Annotated in this window: 22 protein-coding genes and 5 pseudogenes; 13 read left to right on the top strand and 14 right to left on the bottom strand. The window is 57.2% G+C overall.

From position 1 onward, the window contains the following. Nucleotides 1-608: 608 nt before the first annotated feature. A complete protein-coding gene (locus GGE33_RS26940) occupies nt 609-2,414 on the bottom strand; it encodes an FAD/NAD(P)-binding protein (RefSeq protein WP_183830473.1) in 1,806 nt (601 codons plus the stop codon). Nucleotides 2,415-2,456: 42 nt separating this feature from the next. Between GGE33_RS26940 and GGE33_RS26935 the strand changes: the two genes are divergently transcribed. Continuing rightward, on the top strand, nt 2,457-2,663 hold the full coding sequence (locus GGE33_RS26935; RefSeq protein WP_183830471.1) for a hypothetical protein: 207 nt from the start codon (nt 2,457-2,459) through the stop codon (nt 2,661-2,663). Between the two features lie 140 nt (nt 2,664-2,803). Here GGE33_RS26935 and GGE33_RS27415 read toward each other — a convergent pair. The 4 genes and pseudogenes from GGE33_RS27415 to GGE33_RS26920 form a co-directional block, all read right to left on the bottom strand. Beyond that, nucleotides 2,804-3,030: pseudogene (locus tag GGE33_RS27415) on the bottom strand (hypothetical protein). 99 nt (nt 3,031-3,129) lie between these two features. Beyond that, a complete protein-coding gene (locus GGE33_RS26930; protein ID WP_183830469.1) occupies nt 3,130-3,510 on the bottom strand; it encodes a DUF6481 family protein in 381 nt (126 codons plus the stop codon). Between the two features lie 30 nt (nt 3,511-3,540). Then, nucleotides 3,541-3,765: a hypothetical protein gene (locus tag GGE33_RS26925; protein ID WP_183830467.1), complete on the bottom strand. Its 225-nt coding sequence runs from the start codon at nt 3,763-3,765 to the stop codon at nt 3,541-3,543. 119 nt (nt 3,766-3,884) lie between these two features. After that, nucleotides 3,885-4,094: a cold-shock protein gene (locus tag GGE33_RS26920; RefSeq protein ID WP_183830465.1), complete on the bottom strand. Its 210-nt coding sequence runs from the start codon at nt 4,092-4,094 to the stop codon at nt 3,885-3,887. A gap of 419 nt (nt 4,095-4,513) precedes the next feature. Between GGE33_RS26920 and GGE33_RS26915 the strand changes: the two genes are divergently transcribed. Beyond that, entirely contained in the window at nt 4,514-4,753 is a 240-nt protein-coding gene (locus GGE33_RS26915) for a hypothetical protein (RefSeq protein WP_183830463.1), read from the top strand. 114 nt (nt 4,754-4,867) lie between these two features. Here GGE33_RS26915 and GGE33_RS26910 read toward each other — a convergent pair whose 3' ends face one another. Continuing rightward, nucleotides 4,868-5,056 (bottom strand): hypothetical protein, encoded by a 189-nt coding sequence (locus GGE33_RS26910; RefSeq protein ID WP_183830460.1) that lies wholly within the window; start codon nt 5,054-5,056, stop codon nt 4,868-4,870. Nucleotides 5,057-5,419: 363 nt separating this feature from the next. Here GGE33_RS26910 and GGE33_RS27660 point away from each other — a divergent pair, with 363 nt between their 5' ends. From GGE33_RS27660 to GGE33_RS26900, 3 genes are all read left to right on the top strand, one after another. Continuing rightward, the gene (locus GGE33_RS27660) at nt 5,420-5,665 is read left to right on the top strand and encodes a hypothetical protein (protein ID WP_246436506.1); all 246 of its coding nucleotides are present in this window, start codon (nt 5,420-5,422) and stop codon (nt 5,663-5,665) included. A 312-nt stretch (nt 5,666-5,977) separates the two neighbouring features. After that, nucleotides 5,978-6,214 (top strand): hypothetical protein, encoded by a 237-nt coding sequence (locus tag GGE33_RS26905; protein ID WP_183830457.1) that lies wholly within the window; start codon nt 5,978-5,980, stop codon nt 6,212-6,214. A 28-nt stretch (nt 6,215-6,242) separates the two neighbouring features. Further along, a complete protein-coding gene (locus tag GGE33_RS26900; protein WP_183830454.1) occupies nt 6,243-6,542 on the top strand; it encodes a hypothetical protein in 300 nt (99 codons plus the stop codon). A gap of 132 nt (nt 6,543-6,674) precedes the next feature. Here GGE33_RS26900 and GGE33_RS26895 read toward each other — a convergent pair whose 3' ends face one another. From GGE33_RS26895 to GGE33_RS26885, 3 genes and pseudogenes are all read right to left on the bottom strand, one after another. After that, entirely contained in the window at nt 6,675-7,577 is a 903-nt protein-coding gene (locus GGE33_RS26895; RefSeq protein WP_183830451.1) for a PAS domain S-box protein, read from the bottom strand. An 87-nt stretch (nt 7,578-7,664) separates the two neighbouring features. Then, nucleotides 7,665-7,973: a DUF982 domain-containing protein gene (locus GGE33_RS26890; protein ID WP_183830448.1), complete on the bottom strand. Its 309-nt coding sequence runs from the start codon at nt 7,971-7,973 to the stop codon at nt 7,665-7,667. A gap of 153 nt (nt 7,974-8,126) precedes the next feature. Then, a pseudogene (locus GGE33_RS26885) lies at nt 8,127-8,584 on the bottom strand (Hsp20 family protein). 218 nt (nt 8,585-8,802) lie between these two features. Here GGE33_RS26885 and GGE33_RS26880 point away from each other — a divergent pair. Continuing rightward, complete coding sequence (locus GGE33_RS26880) at nt 8,803-8,973, top strand: hypothetical protein (RefSeq protein WP_183830445.1); 171 nt, start codon at nt 8,803-8,805, stop codon at nt 8,971-8,973. A 354-nt stretch (nt 8,974-9,327) separates the two neighbouring features. Here the strand turns inward: GGE33_RS26880 and GGE33_RS26875 are convergent, their stop codons facing one another. Both GGE33_RS26875 and GGE33_RS26870 read right to left on the bottom strand, forming a co-directional pair. Further along, nucleotides 9,328-9,636 carry a hypothetical protein gene (locus GGE33_RS26875; protein ID WP_183830442.1) on the bottom strand — a complete coding sequence of 103 codons (309 nt, stop codon included), beginning with the start codon at nt 9,634-9,636 and terminating at the stop codon, nt 9,328-9,330. Between the two features lie 85 nt (nt 9,637-9,721). Beyond that, the gene (locus GGE33_RS26870) at nt 9,722-9,961 is read right to left on the bottom strand and encodes a DUF982 domain-containing protein (protein ID WP_183830439.1); all 240 of its coding nucleotides are present in this window, start codon (nt 9,959-9,961) and stop codon (nt 9,722-9,724) included. Between the two features lie 266 nt (nt 9,962-10,227). Between GGE33_RS26870 and GGE33_RS28090 the strand changes: the two genes are divergently transcribed. From GGE33_RS28090 to GGE33_RS26850, 4 genes and pseudogenes are all read left to right on the top strand, one after another. After that, complete coding sequence (locus GGE33_RS28090; RefSeq protein WP_183830436.1) at nt 10,228-10,413, top strand: hypothetical protein; 186 nt, start codon at nt 10,228-10,230, stop codon at nt 10,411-10,413. Nucleotides 10,414-10,450: 37 nt separating this feature from the next. Next, a complete protein-coding gene (locus tag GGE33_RS28085; protein WP_394353704.1) occupies nt 10,451-10,648 on the top strand; it encodes a hypothetical protein in 198 nt (65 codons plus the stop codon). A gap of 91 nt (nt 10,649-10,739) precedes the next feature. After that, nucleotides 10,740-10,859: pseudogene (locus GGE33_RS26855) on the top strand (NAD(P)-dependent oxidoreductase); the annotation flags it as partial. 30 nt (nt 10,860-10,889) lie between these two features. Next, nucleotides 10,890-11,096, top strand: a complete 207-nt coding sequence (locus GGE33_RS26850; protein WP_183830432.1) for a hypothetical protein — start codon at nt 10,890-10,892, stop codon at nt 11,094-11,096. A 60-nt stretch (nt 11,097-11,156) separates the two neighbouring features. On the opposite strand, the gene GGE33_RS26845 is transcribed toward GGE33_RS26850, so the two are convergent. Together GGE33_RS26845 and GGE33_RS26840 are read right to left on the bottom strand one after the other, a co-directional pair. After that, entirely contained in the window at nt 11,157-11,312 is a 156-nt protein-coding gene (locus GGE33_RS26845) for a hypothetical protein (RefSeq protein WP_183830429.1), read from the bottom strand. A gap of 366 nt (nt 11,313-11,678) precedes the next feature. After that, the gene (locus GGE33_RS26840; protein WP_343062703.1) at nt 11,679-13,424 is read right to left on the bottom strand and encodes a sensor histidine kinase; all 1,746 of its coding nucleotides are present in this window, start codon (nt 13,422-13,424) and stop codon (nt 11,679-11,681) included. A gap of 253 nt (nt 13,425-13,677) precedes the next feature. Between GGE33_RS26840 and GGE33_RS27410 the strand changes: the two genes are divergently transcribed. From GGE33_RS27410 to GGE33_RS27895, 3 genes and pseudogenes are all read left to right on the top strand, one after another. After that, complete coding sequence (locus tag GGE33_RS27410; RefSeq protein ID WP_210303969.1) at nt 13,678-13,980, top strand: hypothetical protein; 303 nt, start codon at nt 13,678-13,680, stop codon at nt 13,978-13,980. Then, nucleotides 13,944-14,062 (top strand): annotated as a pseudogene (locus GGE33_RS27650) (non-homologous end joining protein Ku); the annotation flags it as partial. The gene GGE33_RS27410 and the pseudogene GGE33_RS27650, both read left to right, overlap by 37 nt. A gap of 200 nt (nt 14,063-14,262) precedes the next feature. Beyond that, nucleotides 14,263-14,700, top strand: a pseudogene (locus GGE33_RS27895) (FecR domain-containing protein); the annotation flags it as partial. A gap of 195 nt (nt 14,701-14,895) precedes the next feature. Here the strand turns inward: GGE33_RS27895 and GGE33_RS27890 are convergent. Further along, nucleotides 14,896-15,389: hypothetical protein (locus tag GGE33_RS27890; protein ID WP_343062702.1), on the bottom strand; the 494-nt coding region annotated here is incomplete at its 5' end.

Below are 15,389 nucleotides of genomic sequence, written 5' to 3'. Positions count from 1 at the left end.
TGGGCCGTCGGCGTTGACCGATTTGGTTTTTGAGATTTTGTCGTTCAAGACCCCGATCGAAAATTTTTCCAGCTCCCAGAAGCCATCTTGTTCGCCGGAAATCCGGTACAATTTCGAGTCGCGATCTTCGCTTCGGGAGCATCGGGATGGTTAATGAAATGAGCAAGCTGTTTTCGGACGCCGACATTGAGATTTTGCCTCCGGACCCCACCACTCGAACTGGGAGGGGCCATTTGCATTTGCTGCTTTCGCCAGCGTCCGAACTCCTCCATGGACGAGGACGGCTGCGGTATTCGTGAAGAATGCCTGGCGGCCTTGACCCCTCGAGAGGAAAACGAATTCTGGACCTCTCGCGGAAACCAAACCCAAGCCTTGGAGCAGAGAGGGAAATGAAAATCGTGGTAGCACAGATTGTGCTGGAAGCTCCGCGGACAGAAAGTCAACCGATCTCCCGCCTAAACGACAACAAGGCCGACTTACGCAGATGTCTGAGCCTGTGAACTTTGACAAATGCCGCAGTTCAGCCTCGCTCGCGGTCCTGGGTTCGTTCGCGGACCCTAAGGCAGAGTGAGCGTGCGACCTACTGGCCGATTTCCGCCCTTGCAGACTCACGTAAATTCTTTCGCCGCAGCCGGCGCCGGGTCTTGCTTCTGGCGGGACCGTCGCGCTTTGCGACTTCGCAGCGGCCTTGCCAAGTCGGCAATGATCGACGAGGCAACAGTTTCTCCGAGTTCCGCCGCACTGGTGATGCCCTGCACAAACGGCCTCTTGTGCAGTAGATAAGAAACCGCCGGGGTGTACAGCCGCCGGACAGGCCGTACGCCAGCGACGAGAGGTCGGCACTGGTCGTCCACAGAGATGCCACCAGTGCGTAGACGTCCCCCGCGCGGGGTTACCGTCAAGGCCGGAGAGATGAGGCCGGCATCCTTCAGCGCGGCAAAAGGAAGGTCGTCCGCCGAAAGGACTTTTTGTCCTGTGGCATCGATAAAGGTGTCGAACACCATGGCGCCGAACTCGCACGTCACCCGCGCGCCCCGGTCAAGACCCTCGGCCGAGACATCCGCTCGATCGCCAAGAGCGACGATTTCCAAATAGCCGGCACGATGAAGCGCGAGGAGCCTTTCAATCGATAAGTGGGGTACCGTGGCGTAGTCGTCGGCAAAAACGCCTTTGAACGAGCGATTGAAGCGCGCAAGATCGTCCGCCGTGAAATAGCTGACGGCGCTTTCGATGATCTCATGGGTGATCAGGATGGCGTAGCGCCAGGCAACCGTATGCTTGGAAGCGTAGTTTCGCTTCGCTTCCGTCAGATTTGTCGCAGCCCATTCGAACGGCTCGCGCCTGTCCCTCACCCCATAATAGGCAGCGGCGAAGGTGTCGGCGGTTAACTCGTCCAGCTTGATGCGCTCGGCGTAGTCCGGATCGGCCATCGCGAGTTCTGCCTTAAACAGGTCGAACACGTCGTCCAACAGACCACTGCTGCCCAGAATGATGCGTTCTTCGACAACTGCGGCAGTGCATATTTTTGGCTGTTCGTAGGGTATCGGGAAATAGAAATCAGCCTCGGGGAGCAGACCCTTGCGGGACATCATCGTGATATGAAGACGATTATCGGTGCCTTGGCCGGTGTAGACCAGATTGCCATCTCCCTTGCGATTGAACCGACCAAAAGATGCCGCCAGGGTCACCACAGCGTCAATAGCACTCAGCGAGGTGCCGAGGATACCGATCTTGCCACTCGAGATAGTTTCCAAAGCAGTAGCCGGCCACGGCGCGTCGAAGTAGCCCGGCGATGTCTCGGGGTGCTGCGCAAAGCTATGACCCGTCGCAACGATGACATAATCAAAGCTCTCACGGGGAGCGCCACCTTCGATCTCGATATCAAAGGCTGGGCCGACCGGGATGACGTCACTTACGGTGCAATTTTCTCGAACTTCGATGGCATGTCTTGCCGCCGTGCCACGGACAATAAGTTCATCGAATTGGGCGCGGAAATAATCACCGATCACGACGCGTGGGTAGAAGGCGCGATCAGAAATCTCCTCTCGCGGGATTCCGGCTTCAGTCAGATACCCGTTTGATTGGGACGATAGCCACTCAACAAGCGTCGTGGGCAACGACGGAATCTCGATGCTGGGAATATTCGACAGCATCGTCGGAGCATTGATGCCGCGCTGGTAGGGAGTTCCTTTCCCGGCCACTTCCGCGGATTCGAAGATAACGATGTTTAGAGACTGGCTGCAGGTGATGAGGGTCTGGAGAGCAAACAAGGCCGTCGGTCCAGATCCGACGATGGCAACGCGTTTACGCATTCGGGGCTCCTGCAGCACGACGCGCGCTGCGTGACCTATAACGATGTCGACGCGATCGCGTTCCTGCCGTACGCGACGGATCTTTTTCGCATTGATGGCCATTAGCCACTGTCTTCATAGTTATCGAAACGAAGGAGATAAAACATGGATATTCATTGCGATCATGCGGCCTGTAACGACTGCGCTTTCTTGGAAAATCAAGGGACCGAAAGAGAGCATACCGATGACGGCGGCCTCTGTCGGTTCAACCCTCCGGTCACCCAGCCGGATGCCAACGAGCGCGGATTGTGGCCAGTCGTTGCGGCGAATGACTGGTGCGGTCATTTTGCGCCCGAACATCGCCAGCAGTGATGATTGTCGGCGCCAGCACTATTACTCTGGATTCACTTATAGAGCCATGAGGCGCGGGATGACGGCAGGCAACGCTTAACCCGGAGATAGAACTCGTGACATTTGCATAAGGACCTTCGGAGAGGACAGGTCGAGGTCGTTCAGCATCTTTCCTCGACCAGCGTCTCGGTCAACTCGCTGGTGCCGCGGAGCCTCAAGTCTGCCTGGATGCTGTCGACGGCAGCTTCCTCGATTCGCTTGACGTGGGCGTTGAACGCAGCTTCCCCGCCCCCATAGTACATGTGCGTTTGACCATGCGCAGAATTTCCTGGATCGCAATCTGCCAAGCCGTATTGATCGCTTGCAGGTCTTTGGTGGCCGTTTCCATGATCGCGGTCCTTAGGTGTTATGACTGAATGACGGGCGCGCCTCGAGTGAGGGGCGCATAGCTGGATCGGCAGACGGATAGTTCCGCCATCATACGGGCCTAAGCCTGGCGGGACTTGCGGGCCGCGTAGCGTCGGTCGCGCTCAGCTTTGCGCGCGGCCTCGTCTTCAACGACACGCGAGATCCGGGCATTTTCGGCCGAATTTCGCGCCTCGATCTCGGCCCCTTCGGCCGCCTCGATAGCTGCCTGTTTTTGAGCGGCAAGGGTGACGATCCGGGTCTGTTCCTCGTGCTTCAATCGTTCCCGCTCTGCACGGCGGGCCTCGCGAGCTTCAACAAGGGAGATCCGCTCGGCCTGTCTGGCGGATCGTGACGGCTCGGCCGCCGTCTTTGCTGCGCGGTAGGCAGTGAGAAGAGCAGCTTTGGCGTCTGAAGCAGCCGAGCGTCGATCGGTGAGTTCGTTGTTTCTGGCGTGTCTCAAATCTTTATCCTGATTTAGCGTTTGGGATGATCAGCTGGACTTCGATCGCTTGGCGAGCAGCGCGGATGTTGCAAATGCTCTGTCAGCGAGTTCCTTGGCGAGGCGCGCTTCGCGCAGCCTGATAGTCTTGGCGTCGCGAGCCTGAGCCATCGATGCGAGCTCTTCCGCCGCATTGTTCTTGACGAAGAACTCCATCTGAAGATTGCCGAAGGCAGTCTCAGCCTGTTGTCGAGATTTACTGTATGTCTCTGTCATTTGTCGTCGATCTGGCTATAAGCCGAAATGAAAAAGGCCAGGCGAACCGCCTGGCCTCAAATTGATAATTGCTTCCGGCAGTGCCAGTACATCCGTGGTCAAAGGGAAGCCGATATCGATCAAGCGGACTGCAGATTGCAGGCCGACATCTTACCCGACTTCATGTCGCGCTCGAGTTCGAAGCCGATCTTCTGGCCTTCGACGAGTTCGCGCATTCCTGCGCGCTCGACAGCCGAGATATGAACGAAGGCGTCAGCGCCGCCGTTGTCAGGCTGGATGAAGCCGAAGCACTTGGTGGAATTAAACCATTTTACTGTGCCAGCGGTCATGATGAACCCTTTCAAAGCATAGAGTGATGGACTGCGGAGCGGGTGCCACGCAGATAAAAACCGACTATTTTTGAAAGAGAATCTCGCTTAGAGCGCGGTGCCAATCGCGCGGTAGACAAAGCTCGGCAAGCAAAAGATCGATAAAGTAAATATAGGGACCGCCGGGCATCACGTCAACTCTTAATTTCGGGATGCCGAGACTGACGCCCATTGGTTGCGGTTGTCTTTGAGGTTGTGCCCCGCGTCAAGGGCGATGCAGGGCGTTGGATGGGAGCAACCGCTCTTTTACGTTGAAGCTTGGATGCGCGTACCTGCGGCAGGTCAAAGCTGAGAGTGACACCTTCTTCACAACCTTGTCGCCTTCTGCCGGCTCTGGCAAAAGGACATCAAGGCAATTAGGCAGGCTATGAGGGTGTACCATGGATCGTGAAGACAAACTGAAAGCTGCCAAGGCCCAAGTCGTGGCGAAGATTTCAGATATAATCGAACAAAACTTCGACCAGGCTGGCGGCGCACTTGAGACGCCTGGCACTTTTACCGCACTTCTCGAAGCATATCGCGCCATCGAAATTGTCCTGACCAATGATTCTTCGTCAGAACACGCGCAGGACACCGAAGATTATCGGCAGGGTATGATGCGTAATTCAGACCAGCAGTAGACGCGCGGTCGCGCCGCTGTCATCAACGGTTTCTCCGGCGAGAGCCCTCGAACCACTATTTGAAGAATAGGCCAGACGTCGTTCCCGCCGTAGCAGGTTCTGGGATTAGAAACGTCATCCAAGATTTCTTGATATCGGCGTGTCGCGCGGGGGCAGAGATTTGGCATAGGCCGCGGCCTCACCGGAATATGGAAAATCTTCGCCGACCTGGTCGGACCCATCATAGACCCTGAACGTCGGACCGTCGGTTTCGACGACCTTGTAACCATTCACATATTCGAATTTGCGAGTCTTCCAGCTCATTACCGGTCCTTTCGATGCGCACAGCTTGTCGCCTGATGTCGGCAAGCACTTAGCATGATTTTATAGCAGAGCCTCCTACTCCACCGTTCTTATCCGCGTCATCGCGAGGAACGAGATCGGTCGTTAATGCCTGATACCCCTCACGTCAGCCAGGCGGATGTCGATGAGGAGCAAGTGTGTCTTCGGTTTGCGAAATGGCCCATGAGTAGCGAGTCTTTCTCGCAACAGCAGAGCGAGAACTGCGAGGCGACACGGATTTCGCTAGGTCACGGTTTGAGAGATGCGGTACCTCTGCAGTTGCAGAGCGATTTGCTCGAGCGCGATTGAGAAGTCTGCGTTTTGATCTCTTATGGCAGGACCTTTATGAACGCGGATATGATAGCCGCCTGGGCGGTTGAGAATGGCTTCCTCAGGATAGGCCTGGCCAAATACCGGCGCAGTGACAATGCTGGCGTGATCACAATCGAGATTAAGAGGCTGTCATATCTCCTCATTGACGAGAGGCAAGGATCACGACCGCGCCTGGTATCACGGTTATTCAAAGATGCGTCCCTTCCCCGCGCCGGCACTAGACTTCAGGTTCTTTCTCTCAGCAGCTCTCGTTCATAAAGTCGCGGCTAAGCGAGGGCTGCCCGGGAGCACGACGTCGAGACGCGCGCAGCAGGTGGTGTGTGTAATTGGTTGGCCTCTTGCTAGTCGCTGTTTTCTCTGGACCTGGATAACAACGCACGGGCCCCGAGATTTGGTGCCGACAGACGTAGCCGCCGCCGTGCGCTCCTTCGCTCTTGAGCCAATACGAACCCGCGATACGTCGAATACTGCCGCGCTGAGACGGCCTAGCTCAGCCTAGACCTCCTTCCATCTTGCAAGCTCGCACGCAAACCATATTATTGGTTAAGCGCCAACTTTTTCAGTGACCCAATGAACCAACATCAGCCGCGATGCGAACGCTCAGAACTCTCCGGCCGCTACACTGAAGGCGGCATCACCGTCGGTGTGGAAATCTTCCGCCCTTCAGGCAGTGATGAATGGCGGATGGAGGTTACCAGCCTAGAAGACCAGCTCACCGAATGGAATGAATCTTTTGCTTCTGCCCATGAGGCATGGGAAGAGTTCATCCATGTCGTCAATACTGAAGGTCTCTCGGTCTTCCTCTAGACGCTTTCAACACCACCGGAGATGTAGGTTGGCGATCGACAGCGACAGACGGCGAACGATTTTTGATCGGGTGCGCACCAAGGCACTGTTGCGGGGAATGCCTATCGACAGTGACCCCGAATTTCTGGCCTTGGTCGACCTCTGGATCAGCGGCGAGTACGAGATGTCAGAGCTCAGGTCTCGATACAACGACCTTACAGCCAGCCGAGCACAGCGATCGAGGTCTGTGCCTCACGCATTGGAAACGACGCCCAATCAAGCGGAGACATTTGGCGGCGCGGGGGAAGATGCTGATCCACGTCAACGCATCGCCCTGGAAGCCGACTGAAACCTGACGACATCCTTGCCGGCCGCCTTTGCATCGTAAAGAAGCGGGTCGGCTTACTTGAGAAGATTGGACATATCACGCTTCTCGCCCGTCCAGATTCCGCCGATGCTCGCGCGGACCTGACGGCGGAGGTCAGGCGTGCAGCGGTGGTTTGCAGGAGGCATGGCGATAAACATCATTCACCGCCTTGAAGCCCTCGAGGTCGAGCGCCAGTACAGCAAAGCCATCGGCAGAATGTAAAGTTGCGAACTCGATCGACAGCCCACGCCGGTTCAGCAGCCCAGTCAACGCGTCCGTCCGCGCTGTCTCCTCCGGCATCTCGATCCGGCGTCGATCTTCCGTAAAGTCGATCGCCATTCCGGCGATCTTGACTGGACGACCGTCGCTGTCGCGCAAAAGCCGCCGATCACAGCGCATCCAGCGTTCGCCCTGAACTGTGTCGAGACGATACTCGGCAACATTCTGATCGATCTTTCCGGCAATCAGCGGCGTCAGATCAGCCTGAGCGCCGTCGTTTACCTTGACCCTGTTGACGTAGCGCTCAAGGTCTAGCCGCGCGGCCGTCGGACCACCGATAAGCTGGGCCAGTCGATCCGAGGTCTCGCATTTGCCTGTGACGATATCCTTTTGCCAGAAGCCGCCACGGACGGCTTCAAGCGCCAGCTCAAGCTGCGCTGCGCGCTCGGCGAGTTGACGCTCATGGTCCTTGTGGCGGGTGATGTCCTCGATCTGCGATATGAAGCGTACGACCCGCCCTTCAGCATCGCGCATCGCGGCCACGTGGATCAGGACGTGGACAATCTCTCCGAAATGCCGCAGGTAACGCTTCTCCATCGTGTAGCCGTCCCGCCTTCCTTGCAGAACCTGCTTAAATAGGATCAGATCTGCCTCGATATCCTCTGGATGGGCATTGCCGCGAATGATGCGGCCCTCAAAATCGACGAGGGAGATCCCGATCGCTGCGTTCTCGAAGGCAAAATCGAATAGCGCCAGGCGGGTTTCGGGATCGTCGGCCGTATAGGGCTCCGCTACCATCTTTCCTCCATAGACAGGAGCTTCACCGCAATAGTGTGTTTTAGGATATGATAATCAAGGTGCCGGTTTGATTGCGGCACCAAGGAGCTAGGCCGGCACTTGCATTCCGCCGATCTTGACGCCGGTGTCGCGCCGGAGACGCGGTGGGACGTCCTCAAGTTCGGCAAGTTTGCCATTCTGCTTAAGAAACACTCGAAAGTTCTCGCGAACCGCGTCGATTGGCCAGCGACCGTTTGCCGCCTCACGGCAATAAAGGACAAGCGTGTCATAAGCGAGGTTGCGCTTCTCGTGTGGCCACTCGTCGAGGAAATCGAACACATCATCCAGCCCGGTGATCTCTTGCAGGAAATACCGACGCTGCGCATAGAGCGGTTTATCGAACAGAGCGAGTAACATCGGAACCTCCTTCTTTGCTCTGCATGAAAGGGGAAAGCTGGCGCCGATGAGGCTGGCGGAGCTGTAGGTGATATTAGACTTTCGGTCGGATGTGACCCGATCATGATCAGACGCCTATCAACCGAATGCCCTCGTGGGCTGCCGCCTTCTCGCTCAGGCAAGCTGACGGTCGGTTTCCAAGCGAAGCGGTTCGTTAGACGGTGCAACGCCGATTTCGATCTTACGGGGCTTCATCGCTTCCGGCACCTCGCGCTTCAAGCTAATCGTCAGCAGGCCGTGCCTGAGATCAGCACCTTCGACCCTTACGTGATCCGCAAGTTCGAACTTCCGCTCGAACGAACGACCGGAAATGCCCCGGTGGAGATATTCGCCCTGGAGCTCCTCGGCTTCCCCGCCTTTGATTACAAGGACGTTGCGCTCCTGAGGTCACCTTCGCCAAAGCCCGCCACCCCCATCGTGACGCGGTAGTCGTCTTCGCCGGTCTTGACAATGTCATAGGCCGGCCAGGTCTCGATTGCGTTGAGGCGCTGCGTATTGCTGAGCAGGTTGAACATGCGGTCGAAGCCGATGCTCGAACGATAGAGCGGGGCAAAATCAAGTTCAGTTCTCATACCCATATCCTCCGTAAAGCAACATGGAAGGTAGCGGGGAAACCCGCCTACTCGGTCAGCCGACCCCCTCATTGGGCCGTCGGCGTTGACCGATTTGGTTTTTTGAGATTTTGTCGTTCAAGACCCGGTCGAAAATTTTTCCAGCTCCCTGAAATCATCTTGTTCGCTGGAAATCCGGTCCTATCTCGAGTGGCGATCTTCGCTTTGGGAGCATCGGGATGGATGATGGAATGACCGAGATGTTTTCGGACGCCGACATTGAGATTTTGCCTCCGGCGCACAACACTGAACACGAGATGGCCATTTGCCTTTGCTGTTGTCGTCAGCGTCCGAACTCCGCCATTGATGAAGACGGCTGCGGCATTTGCGACGAATGCCTGGCGCCTTGACCCTGCGAGAAAGGCCCATGCGACATTTGTCGCGGCAAATCGGTGCTTGGCAAAAAGGGGAGGGAGAAGTGGCAGGAATTTCCGGCTGGCTGAAAGATCATGGAGCTGAGTAGGCAAAACTCGGAGGTTGGAGGTAACTACATGCTTTCATGGAAAGCACTCAGTGACCTGTAGCTACGTCAGTTTCTGAAAAGTGCCGCTTTCGGTCGCGGGCCGCCCCGGCCGTATCAGCGCGGGCGACCATTTGCTCCAAGTCGTCTGAAATCCGTCCGCGTCACTCATTACTCGTGCTACCTCTTCACTATCTACTTCAAGTGAGCATCCGAAGACTTGAACTAACGCTGGCGATTGACGTCACCGGCCCGACACCCTCATCGCCCCTAGGTCACCCATATTGCGCTGGATAGCGGCCAACCGGTCTGCTGCAATGTCGACTGAGATCTCAATTTCACCTGCGAGCGGCGCATCCGTTCTTACATAGCCAGAAGATGAAACGTCCCCTCCAGAGGGCGCCGAACCGGCCGTGTTTCCATCACCTGCCGCCTGAACGAAAATATCAGATCTAGGAATGCCATGCTTCTGGACCAGATGCTCGACGGCGAGATCTGCTGGCTCGCGCGTTTCAAATATTGCGCGGACTGTGGTGATGCTATTGTCGGACATCGTCTTACTCCCTCGTGATGGTAAAGGGTGAACTGACGACACCGATATTGGTTTCAGTGAGTGGCGGAGAGAATTCCGTCGCGGCTTACTCCCGAAGTAGACCCGCACTTTTGGCGGCAACTCTAAAAGCCGCAGCGGCGCTGTCGCCAGGAACAGCACCAGAAACCGCCCGGAGGCATACTTTTTTAGCAGTGCCTACATCCGGTCCGCCTTTGGGGAAGTCGAGAGCCAAAGACGCCACGGCCTCTCGGGTGTTCCTGATGCATTTCGAACCGCCGGCTGCGCCGGTTGCGATCTCGACAGGGTATTCCCAAAGTTCAGTCATCGGTCTTCCAATGCAAAGGAGTTTGTCGACAGCGATCGGTCGATCGCAGGGACGGGCCCATCAGTAACCCGAGTGGTCATCAGATTGTTCCCAACTCACTCCCGCTCTCGAAGCACATAAAGGACACGCCCAGGGCGACCGAAAGCTTGGCTCATCGCGGAACGTTGTCGGTGCCAGGATGTTTCTCCCGCGACAAATCTCGGTCCTGGCCGGTCCACCCCGCGATCGAACGCAAACACCACGTCAGACTTCTTTGGAGCCATCCCATGACAGATCATATCGACAACCCGGATGGCAAAGGTCCTTCGGGGGGATGGGGATCGCTGAAATCGATCGCCCGCATTTATGGTGAGAGCGAGCCGCCGGCAGCGTTCCTGGAAACGCTTGCGCGGCAGAATAAGCCGGGCGGGTTCATGTGCGTCTCCTGCGCCTGGCCAAAGCCGAAGAACTAATCCCTTTGAATTCTGCGAAAACGGCGCGAAGGCGACCATGTGGCAGCTCACCAATGCCCGCTGCACGCCCGATTTCTGGAATAAGCATAGCGCGACCGAATTGAGGTCCTGGAAGGATCACGATCTCGAAATGACCGGCCGCCTCACCCACCCGACGCGCTTCGATCATGCTACCGATCGATATGTGGAGGTGACATGCGATGAGGCGTTCGAGAAGATCGGCAGGACCCTGTGACGGTTGGAGAGGGAGAGCGTCGTCTTCTATTCGTCCGGCCATGCGGGGCTGGAGGCATCCTATCTCCACGCGCTGCTTGCCCGCGCCTTCCCTGCAACGGCCCTGCCAGCCCGCCGAACTCGCCACCGCTTACGTGATGCTGGCCGATCCCCTCTCGAGCTATGTGTCGGGAGCAACGATCGCAGTTGCCGGCGGCAAGCCGATCATATGATGCGGAAACCTCAAACAAAGGAGAAAGTGAATGGCAAAGCCAAAGGATGATGCAAAGGGCCAGTATGCGCCTCCGCAGGCAGATTCCCACGCGACTGGCGTACACAGCGCTAAGCCGACCGTCGTGACGGGTTCCGAAGACGCAACCGTCAATCGGACGCCGCCGGGCCAGAAGAAGGAGAAGGATTTCGATATGAACTACGATCCAACGGAAAACAGTGGCAATCGCACGACGTAACACTGACGTCTTCCAATCTCCGTCGTCATCCTAAGGTCGACGCAACGGCGTCCCCGACGTTCAGGCTGGACCTCGGCCGGCATTTGCATATTCAGCCAAGACAAGGCTCGCTGGCGGGGCACCGCTATCGTCCCCCTGGATGATTGCCGAGACATAGACCAGCGCATTCTTCCTGCCGTCCATCATATTGGGCTTTTCGGCGCTGGAAGCTGCCATGTCTAAGCATCGCGAACTGACTGGCCTCGGCGAGTAGCAAGGCTTGAACCGATACGGCCAGTAACCGTCGGTCTCGAACCACCGCGAAACAATAATTACCGAGACACCATCCGGATGATTGGACGTCGCGACCATAAAAAAGGCCGGGGCGAAATCGCACCGACCTTCCTCACGGTCGCCTCTTTATCAGTGCCAGTACATCCGTGGTAAAGGCAGATGGCGACAGAGCATTGCGAACGGCGAATTCGATCAGCGCTCATCAGCAATGCCGACGAAATCTTCTACCCACCAATGTGTTCACAAGAAGTCCGCCATCAAGGCTACTGAAGTGACCTGACGCGAACCGCACCGCGGTCAGCTAAGGCCTCAACCGACCAGCGGCATGCGGAAGGTGAAGCATGTCCCGATCTCATCCGACTTCACAACGATCGTTCCGCCATGAGCCGCAGCGATTTCCGAGGCGATAAACAGGCCAAGACCCAGCCCCTGCATGCTCGGACGCAGCTCACCGCGTCGGAATGGCTGGAACAATTTTGCGATCGTCTCTTGCGAAATGGGCTGCCCGCCGTTGGCGACGGACACTTCCAGCATCCGACCATTCACGCCAGCCACAACTCTGACGGGCTCGGTCTCTACACCATGGGTGATGGCATTCGACACAAGGTTGGAAAACAGCTGCGCAAGCCGCAGCCTGTCGATGGCAAGTGCTGCCGGGAGATCGAGCGAAACGGCGATCTCTCGATCCGGATGAGACAACTGCAGTTCCTCGACGACATGGCGAAGGGTGAGGCCAAGATCGTCCTCTGCCAGATCGAGGGTAATGCCCCCCCCCATCCGGGCTCTTGCCAGATCCATGACATTGTCGACAAGCCCGATCATCCGCGAGATGCTGGCCTTCATGAGTTTCAGGACGAGCGGGCTGCGGGCCGTCCAGCCTTCCTTCAGGAGGCGGGCAGTGCCGGCGTCGATCGCAGCAATGGGATTGCGTAGGTCATGGCCTAGAACGGCAATGAACTGCTCGCGCAGCTCGGACAGGCCCTTCTCGCGTTCGAGCTGCTGTTCCGTCGCCTTGAGGCGCTCGTCTGAATAGAGGTGATGGCCGATCAGTTCAGCGAACAGTTTGAAAGTGCCGATGACCTGCGGATTATTGACCTTGGCCGGATGAGGATCGATGGCGCAGAGCGTCCCGAAAAACTGCCCGTTGGCCAGGATGATCGGCACGGAGATATAGCTGCGCAGACCATAGATCCGCGGCGTATGGTGGTCGCGATAGAGAGGTTCTTCGGCGGCATCGTCGAAGACGATCGGTTGGCGATGGCCGCGGATTTCATCGCAGAGCGTGCTTTGGACCGGTAGTTCGTCGCCGGGCCTCAGACCGAAGCCGACATGATCGAGGGATTGGCAGGTGATCCATCGATCGTCGGTGACCCTGGCGACTGCAGCAAAGCCCATTCCCGTCATGCGTAGGACGACGTCCAGGATCGTCGGGACTGCGGCAATGCCCGCGACCCGCGCTATGTCTTTGGAGAAGTCTTTTGCCCCTTGAGCACCATCGGAGACAGTCGGCTTCTGGGTGTTGGCGGCGCTCGAAACTGCGTGGGTCTTTTCGATCGCGATGGCGGCGGCGCCTGCGAGCGTTTCCAGCACGTCGACTTCCCACTCGGCCGGGGAATATGGTCTTGACCAATAAGCACCGATGGCGCCGATCGGGTTTTCGACAAGGACTGGCGCCATCGCAACTGACTTTACGAATGTGCCGGCATAGAGCTCGTGGGGGATCCGGTCGTCTTTGACGACATCGGGGACCAGCACGGTCTGCCGATGGATCATTGCCCAGCCGCTGATACATGCCGAGGCAGGGAATTTGTGGCCCTTCCACAAAGGTCCAATCGCATCTTCTTCGATGTAATGGCAGAGATTGCCGTCGCGACGGATGATGGCGATGCCATCGCATCCGATCAGCAACCGCGCGGTCGCCCGCAGCGTTTCCACCACGTCCTCAAAGGTCGAAGCGCGTCCCATCGCTGCGATCGCCCTGTTCAGCGTTGACAGGTGTGTCGCGACTTTCGAGGCTTCAATTTCGACGGGAGTGATTTCAATGGAGATAGACACGGATTCACTCCTGCTTGGGGCAAGAGCGGATCATCTCCCAGCCGTCCACGCCCTAACAGTCTGCGAACGGTGAGAAAGACATTAGGGCCATACGACTTTAATGTCCATCTTCGCATATTCCCATGCTCAACGGCCAGAGAGATCTGAACCGATCGGAAACACCGGCCTGCCAATCCTTCCGAACTAACTGCCTACAGCGATCCAGCATTTCCAATGCCATGACCTTCCCATATTTCAGACACTGCTCAACATCATGATCATAGCCAGCTTTGAACATTCAGTTTCCACCCAGTGGCTGCACGACGATCTTTCAGGACTTCGACTGACCGACGTCTCCGCTCGGAATACAATCGTCGTGGCCGCCTTAGCTGAAGGCACCGACCATCGTCATGCTCGGCTCGCTGCAGCCGATGCTGATCGTCTGGGGTCCGTAGCAGACCAGCTCTACAATGACGGCTATGCTGCGATGTGCGGCAATCGCCATCCGGACGAAGGGTTTCGAGAGAGCGGCCGTACCAACCGGAAAGCAACAAGACGCTGGAGGTTGAGGCATTAATACCCTGCTCCGACGTGATGATGTCTACTTCGACAAGCGGTACTACCTCACGCCAGACAAGATGGGCGCGGATGCCTACAGCACTTAATTCTGGGAAGATTTTTCCCTGGTCCACAGGTCTCAGCCGCCCTTTTACGAGTGATCCGATGTGGTAACCGGGGCCAAACAAGATGAGCGGCAACTGCGAAGGGGTTTGTTAAGTCTACTGAAGCTCTGAAACGGCTAATTCAGCAGCTGTTAATCTAACTGTGGCTCCCTGCTTCAAGCCTGGGGGACCCATACATGCATCGCATACTCATTCTTCTGACCTTCCTGTTTGCCACGGAAAAATCTGCTTTTGCCGCGTCAACGGAGTGGGAAGTCACCAAGACGACAATACAGGTAAACTACACGACGGACTTGAAAACCTGGCGCGGGGCAAAAGTCGGAGACGTCATCCCAAACAAGGCATGGGTTTCGACAGGCCCCAGGGGGAGAGTTCAGCTGTCTCGAGGGGTGGAAACAGTTTCGTTTCAGCCAAATACTCTGGCGAGCTTCACGACATCCGGTTTCTTTGAAAAAATCACTGAGGTTCGGCAGCAGACAGGAACGCTTGATCTCGAAATCGAAAAGCGTAGCCGGCCTCACACCACAGTCCAGACGCCCTACCTTGCTGCCGTCGTAAAAGGCACAGCGTTTCGAGTGTCGGTAACCAAGACGACGGCTAGCGTTTCTGTGACAAGAGGTCTCGTTCAGGTTAGCTCATTCGCGAGTGGTCAACGCTCTTCTCTTGGTCCCGGTCAACGCGCCGCAGTGGATGCAGTGAAAGGAATGACCGTCGCCGGGGCCGTATCAAAACCTTCCATCAGCGCCGTAGCGCCGTCCGTGGCCAGCGTGCGGGCAGTTGGTGCGACTACCTTAAATGGACAAGCAAAATCAGCGGACTCCAGTAAGAACACCGCGACGTCCGGCTCGCCTGACGGTGGCCGCCTTGGGAAGGCAGACGACTCGAAGAGTGCAAGTAATGGAAATAGCGGCAACGGCAACGGCAACGGGAATGGGAACGGCAACGGCAACGGCAACGGCAACGGGAACGGGAACGGCAACGGGAACGGCAACGGGAACGGCAACGGGAACGGCAACGGCAACGGGAACGGCAACGGGAACGGCAACGGGAACGGCAACGGGAACGGCAACGGGAACGGCAACGGGAACGGCGACGGGAACGGCAACGGGAACGGGAACGGCAACGGGAACGGGAACGGGAACGGGAACGGGAACGGGAACGGGAACGGCAACGGGAACGGGAACGGGAACGGGAACGGCAACGGGAACGGGAACGGGAACGGGAACGGGAACGGGAACGGGAACGGGAACGGGAACGGGAACGGGAACGGGAACGGGAACGGGAACGGGAACGGGAACGGGCA

Origin of the sequence: Aliirhizobium cellulosilyticum (genome assembly GCF_014198105.1) — a bacterium.
Lineage (GTDB): Bacteria > Pseudomonadota > Alphaproteobacteria > Rhizobiales > Rhizobiaceae > Neorhizobium > Neorhizobium cellulosilyticum.
This window is presented reverse-complemented; position numbering and strand designations above follow the sequence as displayed.